At 37.9% G+C, this 15,370-nt stretch carries 13 protein-coding genes and 1 other annotated feature; of the genes, 9 read left to right on the plus strand and 4 right to left on the minus strand.

Annotated features, from left to right (window positions below; genetic code table 11):
• Positions 1–186: 186 nt before the first annotated feature.
• The 5 genes from AA0017_RS01950 to AA0017_RS01970 all read left to right on the plus strand — a co-directional run bounded on the left by AA0017_RS01950 (position 187) and on the right by AA0017_RS01970 (position 5,024).
• Positions 187–1,275: a bifunctional 3-deoxy-7-phosphoheptulonate synthase/chorismate mutase gene (locus tag AA0017_RS01950; protein WP_413379013.1), complete on the plus strand. Its 1,089-nt coding sequence runs from the start codon at positions 187–189 to the stop codon at positions 1,273–1,275.
• Positions 1,276–1,599: 324 nt separating this feature from the next.
• Positions 1,600–2,601, plus strand: a complete 1,002-nt coding sequence (gene ccpA, locus AA0017_RS01955; RefSeq protein ID WP_413379015.1) for a catabolite control protein A — start codon at positions 1,600–1,602, stop codon at positions 2,599–2,601.
• 33 nt (positions 2,602–2,634) lie between these two features.
• Positions 2,635–3,447 carry a flagellar motor protein MotP gene (gene motP, locus AA0017_RS01960; RefSeq protein WP_413379017.1) on the plus strand — a complete coding sequence of 271 codons (813 nt, stop codon included), beginning with the start codon at positions 2,635–2,637 and terminating at the stop codon, positions 3,445–3,447.
• Positions 3,434–4,171: a flagellar motor protein MotS gene (gene motS / locus AA0017_RS01965; RefSeq protein WP_413379020.1), complete on the plus strand. Its 738-nt coding sequence runs from the start codon at positions 3,434–3,436 to the stop codon at positions 4,169–4,171. The genes motP and motS overlap by 14 nt, the downstream gene beginning before the upstream one ends.
• Before the next feature lie 139 nt (positions 4,172–4,310).
• Positions 4,311–5,024, plus strand: coding sequence for a 5'-methylthioadenosine/adenosylhomocysteine nucleosidase (locus AA0017_RS01970; protein ID WP_413379021.1), 714 nt, complete (start codon positions 4,311–4,313; stop codon positions 5,022–5,024).
• 27 nt (positions 5,025–5,051) lie between these two features.
• Here AA0017_RS01970 and AA0017_RS01975 read toward each other — a convergent pair whose 3' ends face one another.
• From AA0017_RS01975 to AA0017_RS01985, 3 genes are read right to left on the minus strand one after another with little or no spacing between them, the layout of a single operon-like run.
• On the minus strand, positions 5,052–6,254 hold the full coding sequence (locus AA0017_RS01975) for an acetoin utilization protein AcuC (RefSeq protein WP_413379023.1): 1,203 nt from the start codon (positions 6,252–6,254) through the stop codon (positions 5,052–5,054).
• Positions 6,251–6,895, minus strand: a complete 645-nt coding sequence (locus AA0017_RS01980) for an acetoin utilization AcuB family protein (RefSeq protein WP_413379024.1) — start codon at positions 6,893–6,895, stop codon at positions 6,251–6,253. The genes AA0017_RS01975 and AA0017_RS01980 overlap by 4 nt, the downstream gene beginning before the upstream one ends.
• A 22-nt stretch (positions 6,896–6,917) precedes the next feature.
• Positions 6,918–7,550: a GNAT family N-acetyltransferase gene (locus AA0017_RS01985; protein WP_413379026.1), complete on the minus strand. Its 633-nt coding sequence runs from the start codon at positions 7,548–7,550 to the stop codon at positions 6,918–6,920.
• Between the two features lie 187 nt (positions 7,551–7,737).
• Here AA0017_RS01985 and acsA point away from each other — a divergent pair, with 187 nt between their 5' ends.
• Positions 7,738–9,453 (plus strand): acetate--CoA ligase, encoded by a 1,716-nt coding sequence (gene acsA, locus AA0017_RS01990; RefSeq protein WP_413379028.1) that lies wholly within the window; start codon positions 7,738–7,740, stop codon positions 9,451–9,453.
• Positions 9,454–9,647: 194 nt separating this feature from the next.
• On the opposite strand, the gene AA0017_RS01995 is transcribed toward acsA, so the two are convergent.
• On the minus strand, positions 9,648–12,581 hold the full coding sequence (locus AA0017_RS01995) for a transglycosylase domain-containing protein (RefSeq protein WP_413379030.1): 2,934 nt from the start codon (positions 12,579–12,581) through the stop codon (positions 9,648–9,650).
• A 140-nt stretch (positions 12,582–12,721) separates the two neighbouring features.
• Positions 12,722–12,932 (plus strand) — a binding site (T-box leader).
• A 56-nt stretch (positions 12,933–12,988) separates the two neighbouring features.
• Here AA0017_RS01995 and tyrS point away from each other — a divergent pair.
• From tyrS to AA0017_RS02010, 3 genes are all read left to right on the plus strand, one after another.
• Positions 12,989–14,224, plus strand: a complete 1,236-nt coding sequence (gene tyrS, locus AA0017_RS02000; RefSeq protein WP_413379031.1) for a tyrosine--tRNA ligase — start codon at positions 12,989–12,991, stop codon at positions 14,222–14,224.
• Between the two features lie 89 nt (positions 14,225–14,313).
• Positions 14,314–14,682, plus strand: a complete 369-nt coding sequence (locus tag AA0017_RS02005; RefSeq protein WP_413379032.1) for a CidA/LrgA family protein — start codon at positions 14,314–14,316, stop codon at positions 14,680–14,682.
• Positions 14,679–15,362: an LrgB family protein gene (locus AA0017_RS02010; RefSeq protein ID WP_413379034.1), complete on the plus strand. Its 684-nt coding sequence runs from the start codon at positions 14,679–14,681 to the stop codon at positions 15,360–15,362. The genes AA0017_RS02005 and AA0017_RS02010 overlap by 4 nt, the downstream gene beginning before the upstream one ends.
• Positions 15,363–15,370 lie beyond the last annotated feature (8 nt).

A 15,370-nucleotide genomic window follows, 5' to 3' on the forward strand; every position in this document is an offset into this window, starting at 1 on the left:
TTAATTTTATACTTGGATAAATTATTTTTTATTCAATATTGTAAAAAAAGAGCTTAAAATCAAATAAAAATACTTTAGTGCTTAAAAGCGTCTAATTAATAAAGAAAAAAATAGTGACAATGTTCTGTAAATGTTCTATAATTACCGTAATCAAAAAAAAGAAGTTGAGATGAGGGAGTGGAGAGAATGAGTAACGATCAGTTAGAAGTATTGAGAACTGAACTAGATGAGGTGAACCTCAAGCTCTTAGAATTAATTAATAAACGAGCAGAAGTCGTTCAAGAAATTGGCAAAGTCAAAGGAAAACAAGGGGTTAATCGTTTTGATCCTGTCCGTGAAAGAAAAATGCTTGATCATATTGCAGCAAATAACGAGGGTCCTTTTGAAACGTCTACCCTTCAACATATATTTAAACAAATCTTTAAAGCAAGCTTAGAACTTCAGGAAGACGATAATAGCAAAGCCCTTCTTGTTTCACGTAAAAAACATCCGGAGAATACGATTGTTGATTTAAAGGGTGAAAAAATTGGTGATGGTGCCCAAAATTTAATTATGGGTCCATGTGCAGTTGAAAGTTATGAACAAGTATTAACAGTTGCAAAAGCAATGAAGGATAGAGGCTTAAGATTATTACGTGGTGGTGCTTTCAAACCACGTACATCTCCATATGATTTCCAAGGGTTAGGTTTAGAAGGATTACAAATTTTAAAACGAGTCGCTGATGAGTTAGATATGGTCGTTATTAGTGAGATTGTGAACCCAGCAGATGTAGAACTTGCTATTGACTACATTGATGTTATTCAAATCGGTGCTCGTAATATGCAAAACTTTGAATTATTAAAAACGGCTGGTTCTGTGAAAAAGCCTGTTTTATTAAAGCGTGGTTTAGCGGCAACTATTGAAGAGTTCATTCATGCAGCAGAATACATCATTTCAAAAGGGAATGATCAGATTATGCTTTGTGAGCGTGGTATTCGTACGTATGAAAAAGCAACGCGTAATACGTTAGATATTTCAGCGGTACCTATCTTAAAACAAGAAACACATTTACCTGTATTAGTGGATGTTACTCATTCAACAGGTCGTCGTGATTTATTATTACCAACGGCAAAAGCGGCATTAGCGATTGGAGCAGATGCTGTTATGGCAGAGGTTCATCCTGATCCTGCAGTTGCCTTATCAGACTCGGCTCAACAGATGAATATTCCACAATTTAATCATTTTATTGATGAATTACAAAAATCAGGTTTATATCAAGGAAAAGTCATGAGATAATAAAGATAGATGAAATTCAGCCCTTTAAATAAAAGGGCTGTCTTTTACATATTTTGTGAAAGGGAATGAATGTAAATTTTTTAGGAGTGAAGTGTTTTCTAAGGAAAACTAACACATAATAGGATCATTGAGTGCAAGTTGCATGAAGTGTAAGGAAGAAAAAATTGGATAAAAACGGGGAAAGTTGTTTTCGTAAAATTTTGTTGAAAATATTACGAAAGTTGTCGATATAAGAAATGTAAAGACATTGCGGACCTCCCCGTAGTATCGTATGATAAATTATACATATTTTTATCAAGGTACGTGAAAAAAAGGAGGATAACAGTGAATACGACAATTTATGATGTAGCAAGAGAAGCAGGTGTTTCGATGGCAACTGTTTCACGTGTAGTGAATGGCAATCCAAATGTAAAGCCGACAACAAGAAAGAAAGTACTAGAAGCGATTGAGCGTTTAGGTTATCGTCCAAACGCTGTAGCTCGAGGACTTGCAAGTAAAAAAACGACGACGGTAGGGGTTATTATCCCAGATATTTCAAATATCTTTTTTGCTGAGCTTGCACGGGGTATTGAAGACATTGCGACGATGTATAAGTACAATATCATCTTATGTAACTCTGACCAAAATCAAGATAAAGAAATCCATCTCATCAACACTTTATTAGAAAAACAAGTAGACGGAATTGTCTTTATGGGAAGTCAGATTACAGAAGAGCATGTGGAGCAATTTAAACGTTCACCTGTACCAGTTGTACTTGCCGCAACATTAGATACGGATAAGGAAATCCCATCTGTTAACATTGATTACAAGCAAGCTGCCTATGATGCGATACAATCATTAACGGAAAAAGGCCACCAAAAAATCGGAATGCTTTCAGGTTCACTTGATGATCCTGTTAATGGATTCCAGAAATTTGCCGGCTATCGTTCTGCTTTAGAGGATGCCAACATTGAGTTTGACGAAAATTTAGTTGTCCTTGGTGATTACACGTATGATTCAGGGATCGAAGCGATGGAGAAGTTTGTTAATCTTGCGGACAAGCCTACCGCTATATTTGCTGCAAATGATGAAATGGCTCTTGGAATTATTCATGGGGCACAGGACCGCGGTTTTCAAATTCCAGAGGATTTTGAAGTGATTGGTTTTGATAATACTCGACTGGCAACGATGGTCCGTCCTACATTAACTACTGTTGTTCAGCCGATGTATGACATTGGAGCTGTATCGATGCGTTTACTGACAAAGTACATGAATAAAGAAGAGCTTGAGGATCATATTGTCGTATTACCACACCGTATTGAATTTAGAAGTTCAACTAAATCATAACTGTAGAAGATTAATTCAGGCAGGGAGTGGAATATGAAAAAGCTAGATCTGATGACACCAATAGGGTTATTTTTAGGACTGACGGTTCTCCTGATGGCTGTTATCGCAAATGCAGGCCCAAGTGGTCTCGGAGTATTTATGGATTGGGCATCTGTTTTTATCGTTCTTGGGGGATTATTAGCGGCTCTTGTTGTTAACTTTTCATTAAAAGAAATATTGATCGTGCCAAAAATGATGCTTGAGGTTTTTAAAACAAACGAGCAGGATATTGGGGAATTGATCAAGACTTTTGTTGATTTATCTAGCAAGGCAAGAAGAGAAGGCTTACTTGCCCTTGAAGCAGGTGTTGAAGAAGTAGAAGATCGTTTTATTAAAAAAGGCATTTTACTTGCCGTTGATGGTATCGAACAAGATGTTATTAAGGATATTTTAATGGCTGAAGTTGTAGCGATGGAAGACCGCCATCGTCATGCTCGTTCTATCTTTGAGAGAGCAGCTGAATATGCTCCTGCTTGGGGAATGATCGGAACTTTAGTCGGCTTAGTTCTAATGCTGCAAAACCTAAACGATCCAGCATCTTTAGGACCGGCGATGGCTCTTGCGATTATTACGACTTTATATGGTGCTGTGCTTGCAAACTTAGTTTTTACACCGATGGCAGCTAAACTTGCTAATAAGACGGAAGAAGAAGTATTTTTGAAACAAATTATTATTGAAGGTGTTATTGGTGTTCAATCTGGTCAGAATCCGAAAATCCTTGAGGAAAAATTAAGTGCTTTTAATCGTCAAACTCCTAAAAAATCGGAAGTTATTATGACACAAGGTGAGCAAAATGCTGAAGCGTAGAAAGCAAGAGCCTGAAAAAGGTTCCCCGAAATGGATGGTTACCTATTCAGATTTAATGACATTAATATTAGTATTTTTTATTATGCTATTTTCAATGTCGGCGATTGATAATCAAAAGTTCCAAGCAATGGCAGAATCGTTTAGTCAAAGACAAATATTTGAATTTATGCCATCGATGGTTGAGTTTGAACATCCTGACCAAGATGTCAATGAAGCTGAATTTACAGAAAGATTTGAGATGGATGAACAAATCAAAATGGACGAGCTTCTAAGGGAGGTTCAAGAGTTTATCTCGCAAAATGAACTTTCTGAGCATATTTCAGCGACTCGAGATGATCGAGGTGTTGTGCTTGTTCTGCAAGAGAGACTAACCTTTGAATCAGGTGAAGCAAGCCTATTGGATGAGGCCAAGCCTTTTTTAGAAAAGGTAGGGACTTTAATTGAAGCGATCCCGAATATGATTAAAGTCGAAGGGCATACAGACAATCGGCCTATTTCTACGGTAAGATACCCTTCAAATTGGGAGCTTTCAGGGGCGAGAGCAAGTAGTGTGATTCGTTATTTTATTGAAAATAATGAAGTCGATCCGTATCGTTTTATGGCAACTGGATATGGAGAAACAAGGCCAGTTGTTCCAAATACGACGAATGACAATTTGCAAATCAATCGACGTGTCGTTATTATCATCTCTGATCCAACCTATGAAGAGGACGAAACTTACTAAGACCCGAGGAATATTGTCTCCTCGGGTTATTTTAGTATCGAACGTTGTGTTGATTTAAAACAAGGGACTTTCACCTAACGACAAAAAGAGATACACTAATAAAGGATATGTAATAGCAAATGTAATGAGGTGGTCATTGATGAAGGTTGGAATTATTGGAGCAATGCAAGAAGAAATTGAACAAATGAAAGCTGAAATGGATATTCAGCTTAAGTCAAATAAAGCGGGCGTTACCTTTTATGAGGGAACGATGCTAGACCATGAAATTGTTTTATGTAAATCAGGGGTAGGAAAAGTAAATGCGGCTTTAACCACACAAATTTTAATTGATACATACAAAATGACCCATTTGATTTTTACAGGGGTTGCTGGAGGATTATTAGAGGAATTAAATGTAGGTGATATCGTTGTTTCGACGAGTGCCTTGCAACATGATATTGACGGAAGTGCCTTAGGGTTTAAAAAGGGTGAGATTCCGATGCATGAAGGCACCTCTGATTTTGTGGCTGATCCGACTTTAGTTAAAATCGCTGAGCAGGCGGCGATCGAATTGTCAGTTGCTGAAGTTATAAAAGGACGTATATTAAGTGGGGATCAATTTGTCGCTGACCGAGATAAAGTGATTTCCTTAAGAGAAGAGTTTGAAGGTGTTTGTGTAGAGATGGAAGGGGCTGCAGTTGCCCAAGTGGCCGCCTTAAATGAAATACCATTTGTCATTATTCGCTCTATTTCTGATAAAGCAAACGGTGAGGCATCGTTAAGCTTTGCTGATTTCACGAAATTAGCGAGCAAACAATCCCATGATTTTGTTTGTAAAATGTTAATGAAACTTTCACCAGAAAATAAGCTTTAAGCCAAAAAAAGCTAAACCATCACACTCTTAAAAGGAGTCGAGGTTTAGCTTTTTATCTTTTGATTTTGGTGATGACTCCCTGCGGATGTGAAGAAGAGCATGTTCTAATGTTTTTTGGTTTTTTTCGGTGATTTCAGCCCTTCTCGGGATGCTAGGAAATTTATTCGGGTCATCAAGCCATGTTCGTGGCAATGGACATGGGGCATCTTTTTCCCATTTATCGATCCATGAGGTTGGAATGCTCTGTTGGAACACATGAGTTTGCTCACTCATTTCTAACCAGATAGAGCTCCAAGCACGAGGGACGACATCCCAAATATCATAACCACCCCCACCAACGGCAATCCACTTACCATTACAATATTCATGGGCAAGTTCATGAGCGAGTTTAGGAATATAATGTAAGCTTTTTAACGAGACGGATAAATGGGTTAATGGATCCTGAAAATGGGCATCGGCTCCATTTTGTGTCAAAATCACATCGGGTTTAAAAAATTCAATCACTTCTCGGAGAGCGGTTTCATAAACTTCTAAAAAAGAATCATCCTCAGTAAATGCATCGATTGGTACATTAATTGAATACCCATATCCATGGCCGGAACCAATTTCATTTGTTTGTCCAGTACCAGGGAATAAATAACGACCAGTTTCATGGATGCTTAATGTACAAACAGATGGGTCGTCATAAAAAGCAAATTGCACGCCATCGCCATGATGTGCATCTGTATCAATATATAAAACTCGTGCTTGATAATGTCTTTTTAAATACTCAATGGCAATCGCACTATCATTATAAATACAAAAACCAGAAGCTTTACCACGGAATCCATGGTGTAGGCCGCCACCAAGATGGAGGGCATGTTGAAACTGGCCACTCATGACTGCTTCAACCGCTGTTAATGTACCACCAACTAATAAAGCAGAGGCTTGATGCATGTTTTTGAAAATAGGCGTATCTTCTGTATCTAGACCATAACAATCGGCAGTATGGGCATCAATGGTATCTTCTCCCGCTTTTTTTACAGCGTCAATATAATCTTGGTGATGTACATAAGCAATTTCTTCGTCGGTCGCCATTCGAGGTTTTAAAATATTCTTATCATCAAGGGCATTTGAATTTTTTAGTAGATCGTAAGTTAGTTGCAAACGCATATGATTAAAAGGGTGATTATCATTAAATCGGTAGCCTAGTTGTTCGGATGAATAAATAAAGGCAGATTGTAAAGTCATCTTGTTCCTCCTGGGATGCTTGGCCACAATACTTCATATCCAGCCGCGTGAATTTCTTGGAGCACACGTCTTGGATCGATCGTTTGGATACGAAAAACGAGTACTTTGTCACCTTGGTTGTCACTTGGACGGACGATCACACTAATGATATTTATTTTATAGGTTTTGAAAATAGAGGCTACATCCGCAAGTACCCCTGTTTTATTAGGTACTCTTACTTCAATATGTGAGCTTGGTTGATGAGCACCAATTAATTCTGTTAAACAATAAAGAACCTCTTTTTCAGTAATAATACCAACTAACTTTTGATTGTCTAAGATTGGTAAACAACCGACTCGGTGAGAATAAAAGATAGAAGAAGCATCTTGAATAAAGTCTAAAGGGTGAGCCGTAATGACAGTTGTGGTCATTAGATTAGTAATCGGCTGACTTAATACATCATCGTCCTGTTTGTTTGAAAAAATGGATGGCCTTGCATCACGAATATCACGGTCAGAAATAATTCCAACTAAATGATTGTTTTCATTCATAATAGGTAAATGACGGATTCGATTTTCTTCAAGTGTCTGAATGGCTTCTTGAATCGTTGCGTTTATTTGTAAAGTAATGACTTCTTTTTGCATGATTTCTTCTACAAGCATTGAACGTCACTTCCTTAAATTATTAATACATAAATCGATTTTGAAACCGTAGTTGATCAAATTCTTGCATCGTTTCTGGTTTTACATTTTTTCCGATTCGTGCCATTAAGCAGTTTGCAGGATGAGAACTAATCTCTGGATCGTCTGTGGCAAACCAAATAAGTCCCCCGGCATTCATCATTTTCTCCATCATTTTTCGATATTCCCATACATCTAAACCGCTTCCTTTAAGGTCCCAATGCCAATAATATTCAGTTGTAATAATAATATAATCTTCCATAAAGGGATCTTGAACGGATAATTCTAGCATCGTTTTTCCAGCCCGAACTCGTCGATAATCTGGAGCAATTTCGATAGCTCCTAACTCGATTAAATTCTCAATATTTCCCTCTGACCACCGTTCTAGTGGGTCAGGATAATGGAAAGTCACATAACCTACAACTGTTTCTCGATCACGAATGATATTAATTCGACCTTCAGGTAATTCCGCAATTTCTAATAATGCTTCTTTCTGTTCTTTAACAGGTCTAAAAGAGGTTAAATCTTCGTGAAAATGATAGGTTGCTAGTCTTTCGGCCGGAACAGGTCCTTCTAGTATAATCGTTCGATCCTTATAAGGTATTTCGGTATTTGCATAGGTTTTATGATGTTTCATCTTTATTTGTAACCACCTTTAAAAAGCTATTTCACATCTTGAGTTTATCATAACATAAAGAAAAGATGAACTTTTCAAAATATTGAATTGACAGTTTTTTGTCATAATTGAACATTTTAAATTGAATAAATTTTCAGGATGTTATATAATAATTTTGTAAATTGAAAATAAGAGAGGAAGATGTTAAATGAAAGTGCAAGCGCTTCCATCTGTAAATGGGAACTACAATTTAAAAGACTATGATGAGGCTGTAAAGTCGTTCAATTGGGAATCAGTGAAAGAGCAGTTCTCTTGGAATGATACGGGAAAAGTCAATTTAGCTTATGAAGCAATTGACCGTCATGCTGTCGGCGAAAAGGCTTCACAAATTGCATTATATTACAATGATGCTAAACGAGATGAATCGTTTACATATGAAGAAATGAAACGAAATTCAAATAAAGCGGCAAATGTTTTAAAAGAAGTAGGAGTAGAAAAAGGAGATCGTGTTTTTATTTTTATGCCACGTTCACCTGAGCTCTATTTTGCTCTATTAGGAACTATTAAGTTAGGTGCTATTGTCGGACCTCTTTTTGAAGCATTTATGGAAGGGGCTGTAAAAGACCGTCTAGAAGATAGTGAAGCAAAAGTGTTAGTCACAACACCAGCTTTATTAGAACGTGTTCCAGTCGGAGATTTACCAGCATTAGAAAAAATTCTAATCATTGATGAAAAAGTAAAAGAAGATGACAAAATTGTTGATTTCTTAAGTCAATTTGAAAAAGCAAGTGATGAGTTCGAAGTAGAATGGGTTGACCTTGAAGATCCATTAATTTTACATTATACATCTGGCTCTACTGGGAAACCTAAAGGTGTCCTTCATGTTCACAATGCGATGATTCAACATTATCAAACAGCTAAATGGGTACTAGATTTAAAAGAAGATGATGTATACTGGTGTACAGCTGACCCAGGTTGGGTAACCGGAACATCTTACGGTATTTTTGGACCATGGCTTGCTGGTGTTACGAATGTTGTCAAAGGTGGACGTTTTAGCCCAGCAGATTGGTATGAGACTTTACAAAAATATAATGTAACTGTTTGGTATAGTGCACCAACAGCCTTTAGAATGCTTATGAGTGCTGGTGACGCTGTTGTAGGAAAATACGATTTATCAAGTGTTCGTCACGTATTAAGTGTTGGGGAACCACTGAACCCAGAAGTTGTTCGTTGGGGTATGAAAGTATTTAATTTAAGAATTCATGATACGTGGTGGATGACCGAAACGGGTGCTCAGTTAATTTGTAACTATCCAGCAATGGAAATCCGTCCTGGTTCAATGGGTAAACCGATTCCAGGTGTTGAAGCGGCAATTATTGATAACCAAGGTAATGTGCTTCCTCCTAATCGAATGGGGAACCTTGCGATTAAAAAAGGTTGGCCATCAATGATGAGAGCAATTTGGAAAAATGAGCCAAAATATAACAGCTATTTTGAGATTGACGGCTGGTACGTATCAGGTGACTCTGCTTATATGGATGAAGATGGCTACTTTTGGTTCCAAGGACGTGTCGATGATGTTATTATGACGTCTGGGGAGCGAGTTGGACCGTTTGAAGTCGAAAGTAAACTTGTTGAGCATCCTGCGATTGCTGAAGCTGGTGTTATTGGAAAACCAGATCCGGTCCGTGGTGAAATTATTAAAGCTTTTATCGCGTTACGTGACGGGTATGAAGTTACGGATGAGCTAAGAGAAGAGATTCGTGTATTTGTTAAAAACGGACTTTCTGCACACGCAGCACCAAGAGAGATTGAGTTCCGTGCAAAATTACCAAAAACGCGTAGTGGAAAAATTATGAGACGCGTGCTTAAAGCTTGGGAGCTTGACCTACCAACAGGCGACTTATCAACAATGGAAGACTAAAAACTAGTTTATGAAGCTTTAGAATTTATGAGTGGCTGGATTCACATTTTATGTGGGTTCAGTCGCTTTTTGATAGGAGGAAGAGGAGAGTCTTTTGGATAGGAATTTGAAAGGCTAGCTGGTTAGGTTTCTAACCTCGAAGTATATACAAAAAAGCCGCACCTCATTGGTGTGGCTTTTCCTCATTCATCAAATTAATCGTCATTTTCATCGTTATTTTCTTCAGTACTATTATCTCCATCGCTATTATCTGCTTCGTTATCTGCCTCTTCTTGCTGGCGACGTTCTTCTTCTTCGCGTTCTTTACGTTCTTCTTCCTCACGTTCTTTACGCTCTTGTTCGGCTTTCTTTTCTTTCTCTTCGGCACTAATCCAGTCGCTTCCTTTTGCGGTATCGGAAGCAGGGGATTCATTTCCTCTTGTATCAACGGCGGTCACATAATAAGCTTTAGAGCCACCACTAACATTATGACTAGTGGTCGTATTCATTTTTACACTAGCGACACGGCTAAAATTATCACTACCGTTATCAGCTTGATAAATGCGGTAACCAACAATATCACCGGCTCCATGTTTACTCCAAGTTAAGGTCGAGCCACTTAATTTTACACCAGAAACTTTACCAGGTGTGTTGCCGTTATCTGGAGCATTATTATTTGGAACAATGTTTTTCATATTATCAGGTAGGTATTGACTAATATTATCAATATTCCAGTTATTAAATGAGACTGTTATCCCTTGTTCAGTAAATTCTGATGGTGTGGAATCTAATGCTTTATAGTTTTTACCATCAATGGTGACGTATCTGGCTGCCCCACTACTATCTTGTTGAGAAGGCACAAATTTTGAATTAAATAACTCAGATTTTACATAGCCTGCGTCCTGACAAGCTTTTGAAGGGAGTGTCCCCGTCAATGTGCAAACTTGACGACTTACAATGCCGTCAGGAGCTTGAAAACGTTCACCTGAGGCGAATAATTCTGGACGGACGTCATACACAGTATTGGCTAAATTAGCCCATAAATCCATTGTTCTTTGAGAATAACCACTATCTAAAGTCATATTATGTTCATAGCCAACCCATATCCCAAGAGAAACTCGTGGATTAGTGGCAACGAACCAGTAATCTCTTTCATCATTTGAAGTACCTGTTTTACCTGCCCAATCTGAATTTCCTTTTATTTTTCCGTTAAGTCGTGCAGCTGTTCCATTTCTAATAACACCACGCATCATATCTAACATTAAATAGGAGGTTTGTGGGCTAAATACTTCAATTGGTTCAATTTCATGTTCAAAAACAACATCACCGTTACGGGTTTCGATCTTTTCAATTAAATAAGATTCAACCCGTTTGCCGTCGTTGGCAAATGTAGCATAGGCATTGACATTACCTTCCACCGTTACATCGAGTGGCCCTAATACAGATGATTCAGGTAAGCCTGATTCCCAATTAATATGAAAACCTAACTTATCAAAAATCTCTCTACTATAATCATTAGGGACTGTATTAAAGGCTCTAACCGCAGGTACATTTCGGGATTGTTCTAAAGATTGTCTAACCGTAAGAAGCCCCTTATATCCACCTTCAAAGTTAGAGATGTTTTTAGCTTCACGATCATTATAACGTTGAGGGGTATCTGGTATTACAAAACCAGGCTGAACGGTACCATAATCCATCCCTGGTGCATAGGCTAATAATGGTTTCATCGTAGAACCAGTTGGCCTACCCCTCATAGTGGCAAAGTTAAAATCTTGAGTTGAATTTTTTTCATCGCGACCACCAACAAAAGCTAAAATGGCACCAGTAGCATTATCAATTAAAACAGAGCCAAGCTGTTGCTGTTGATCGGTAATTGAACTATCTATACGGCTTTGCTTAGGTTTTCCAAATAGTGAGTTGTCTTGGACAGCGGCAACCTGCATCGCATCATATAGTTCTTTGTCGACGGTTGTGTGAATTACGTATCCTTTACGGCGTAAATCTTGTCTTGCTGTTGCTTCGTACTCATTTTTCGTCTGTGTATACTCTTCATTGATTCTAGCGATTTCTTCTTTTCTTTTATCTGCATCTTCAATCTCATCAACATTTGCAAGAAGCTCTTCTAAGGTAATACCATCTTTTTCAAGTTGCTCTTTCGCTAAAATAACGGTTGCTCGATTCAGAATATCAGTTGTTAAATAACGATAATCCTGTAAAGGTGATGCTGTTGCATCGGTTAAGTTTTCGCGAATATCGTAAGCGAGAGCTTCTTGATATTCCTCTTCAGTAATGTACCCGACTTCATACATATTAGTTAGGACATTCCGCATTCGGTTTAAACCGGCATCAAAATTTTCTTTGACATCTCCATTACTCGTAAAGGGGGTGTACCCAAATGGACTTTGTGGTAAACCGGCAATAAAGGCAGCTTGAGGAATATTTAATTCGCTCGCATCGACCCCAAAAATACCTTCAGCCGCTGCTTGAACACCAGCAACTTGACGACCTGATGCATTTCGGCCAAATGGTACAACATTTAAATAAGCTTCTAAAATTTCTTCTTTTTCCATAAACGTTTCTAGGCGCATGGCTAATAGAATTTCCTTTGCTTTCCGGTCAAAGGAAACTTCACTCGTTAAAATTTGCTGCTTAATTAACTGCTGAGTGATTGTACTACCACCTGTTTGAACACTAGAATTTGCAAACTCTTGTAATGTGGCACGTAAAATGGCTTTCGGAACAATACCTTCATGCTCAAAAAAGTGTTCGTCTTCTGTTGCAATTAAGGCTTGAATCACATATTCTGATACTTGATCAAGAGAGATTTCTTCTCGTTCAAGTTCAGTTGGGACTTTACCTAAGTACTCATCATTGGCAAAATATATTTCACTGGTCTCTTCATAGTCGTAGATTTCTACGAGCATTTCCTCAGAAGAACGCAATGGTTCATCAGCGACTAAAGAGGCAAAATAGCCTGCAAATGCTCCACCGGCAAAAAAGATCGACATTGCTCCAAAAATGATAAAAATAAGCAATAAATTCCATAGCACTTGATATGTAATGCCGATACTGCGGATAATTTTTGTCCGATGTAACCAATCTGTAAAGGACCTAAATTGTTCGGAAATTGTTGAAAATAGTTTTTTCATATCGAACCTCCTTATAACAGCCATATTATAGCATATGATAGCAATAGTGCCTATCCTTTCATCCATATTTCTCCTGCTATTTGACATGAAAAGCAGATATGTGGTAAAAAGAAAACAATTGTATTTCTGTAAAGCTATATATTTGTGCGTTGAAGGGTAAAAGTAGAAGACACTTCTGTAAAAAGTAGAGAACTGATGGTTGGTGAAAATCAGTACAAAGTGTGTTTGAATTACGGACCTGGAGCATTTCTTGTGAGTAGCAAGAAACGGTTACGCCGTTATCGAATGGAGTGGAAGCTTTTTTGAATAAGGCTTCAATTAGGGTGGTAACGCGATAACCTCGTCCCTTTGTATAGGGAGGAGGGTTTTTTTTATGGAAAAAATGAAGAATAGTTGGAGGAATGAAGATGGAAGAATTAAAACTAACCACCGAACAAGAAAAAGAAGTCGAGCGCCAATATAATTTATTGCAACGTGGGGTTGTGGAAATCGTCCCAGAAGATGAGTTCCGCAAAAAAATTGCTCGCTCGATTGTGACAGGTAAGCCGTTAAAAGTAAAACTAGGAATGGATCCCTCTGCACCAGATGTCCATTTAGGTCATACGGTTGTGCTTCATAAATTAAGACAGTTTCAAGAATTAGGTCACCAAGTACAAATGTTAATTGGTGATTTTACAGGAAGAATAGGAGATCCAACTGGCAAATCAGAAACACGAAAGCAATTAACTGACGAACAAGTGTTAGAAAATGCGAAAACGTATGTTGAACAATACGGAAAAGTGTTGGATATGGATAAGGCAACACTTTATTACAATTCAGAATGGTTAAAGAAATTATCGTTTGAAGATGTCATTAACCTTGCTGGAAATGTGACGGTTGCGAGAATGCTTGAGCGCGATGACTTTGAAAAACGTTATAAATCAGGACAAGCGATCTCGATTCATGAATTTTTCTATCCATTAATGCAAGGTTATGATTCTGTTGCGATGGAAACAGATGTGGAAATTGGCGGGACGGATCAAAAGTTTAACTTGTTAATGGGCCGTCAACTTCAAGAAGCATATGGTCAAGAAAAACAAATCGTCATGACGTTACCGTTAATTGAAGGTTTAGATGGGGAAAGAAAGATGTCTAAGTCCCTTCATAACTATATTGGAATTGATGAAGCACCAAATGAAATTTTTGGAAAGTCAATGTCGATACCGGATGAACTGATGATCAAATACTACAAACTCGCAACAGACTTACCAATAGAGGAAGTTGAGGCTTTGGAAGCTGGATTAAAAGGCGGTACAGTTCATCCACGTGATGCCAAAATGAACTTAGGTGCTAAGTTTGTAGAGATGTATCATGGTCAAAAAGAAGCAGAAGAAGCTATCCAATATTTCAAAACAGTGTTCCAAAAAGGGGCTCTCCCAGACGATATTCCTGAAGTGAAGTGGGAGGGTGAAGCTCAAATTTGGATTGTCGATTTGCTTGTTCAATTAAAACTTCAATCATCAAAAGGAGAAGCAAGACGTATGATCCAAAATGGTGGGGTGAAGTTGAATGAAGAAAAGGTTAACGATGTTCAACTACAAGTGGATGTCACACCGGGCTTAATTATTCAGGTTGGAAAACGTAAATTCGCTAAAATTGTCTAACTGTTGAAAAGGGGCTGCCATAAGTCGTTTTGGATGACACTTTGGAGCAGCCTCAATTTTTTTAGGACGTCTTATAATGGGGTGGGAAAATGAAGGTGATTTATGTGTTTGTTGGAGTTGTTATCTTAACTTTATATAATGCACTTGGGGTTTGGATTCACTCTAAGTTTCTTCCATTTATTCCTGGTAGTTTAATAGGAATGGCATTCATGTTTCTAACTCTATTAATCGGAAAAGATAAATTATACAAATGGGGAAAACCTGGAGCAGACACATTAATTATGTATCTACCACTCTTTTTTGTTCCGGTCACTGTTGGGATTATTCAATATACAGAGCTAGTGTCGTTAACTGGTTTATTCATTTTTGTAATCTTGATTGTGAGTACGATGGTTGTGATTTTGATTACTTCCTGGTTAATTGAAAAAAGGCTTGTGAGTCAGGAGAAACAACAATGAATATAACAGCCTTATTTTGGATAGTTTTAACGATTGGCATTTATTTAGGCTCTCTCTATTTTTATAAAAAAACAAAATGGAGTTTTCTATTACCTGTCTTCTTTAGCACCGCCGTCATTATTTGTATTTTAATCGTTTTTAATATTCCTTTTTCAGATTACCACAGCGGGGCCAAATGGATTGACTACTTTTTAGGACCAGCTATTGTGGCTCTTAGTTTTCCTCTTTATTTGCACCGAAAAAGATTATTGAAGATTCTTCCATTAATCTTTTTTTGGCTCACATTTGCTGCGGTACTTGCGATGTTTTTAGGAACAATTATGTTATGGTTGCTTGATATTCCAATGGAAGTCATTAAATCCATGCTACTTCGAAACACAACAGCAGCAATTGCGATTGAACTGGCTTATATATATGGTGGAATTGCTTCGTTTACGGCGGCGATTTGTACGATATCCGGCATGGTTGGGGCTATTACTGGCCCCTTTCTTTTTAAAAAGGCAAAAGTTTCTCATTCCATTGCAAAAGGAATTGCGATGGGAGCGACAGCACACGCAATTGGTACAGCACGGCTTATGGAGACCGATGATGAAGCTGGTGCCATTAGCACGTTGTCCTTTTTATTAATGGCTGTTGTTGCCACCTGTTTAACGCCGCTGTTTATTTATTTGTATTCATAGAGTAGGAG

The sequence above is a fragment of the Alkalihalobacillus phoenicis genome, from assembly GCF_047302405.1.
Taxonomy (GTDB): domain Bacteria; phylum Bacillota; class Bacilli; order Bacillales; family Bacillaceae_D; genus Alkalihalobacillus.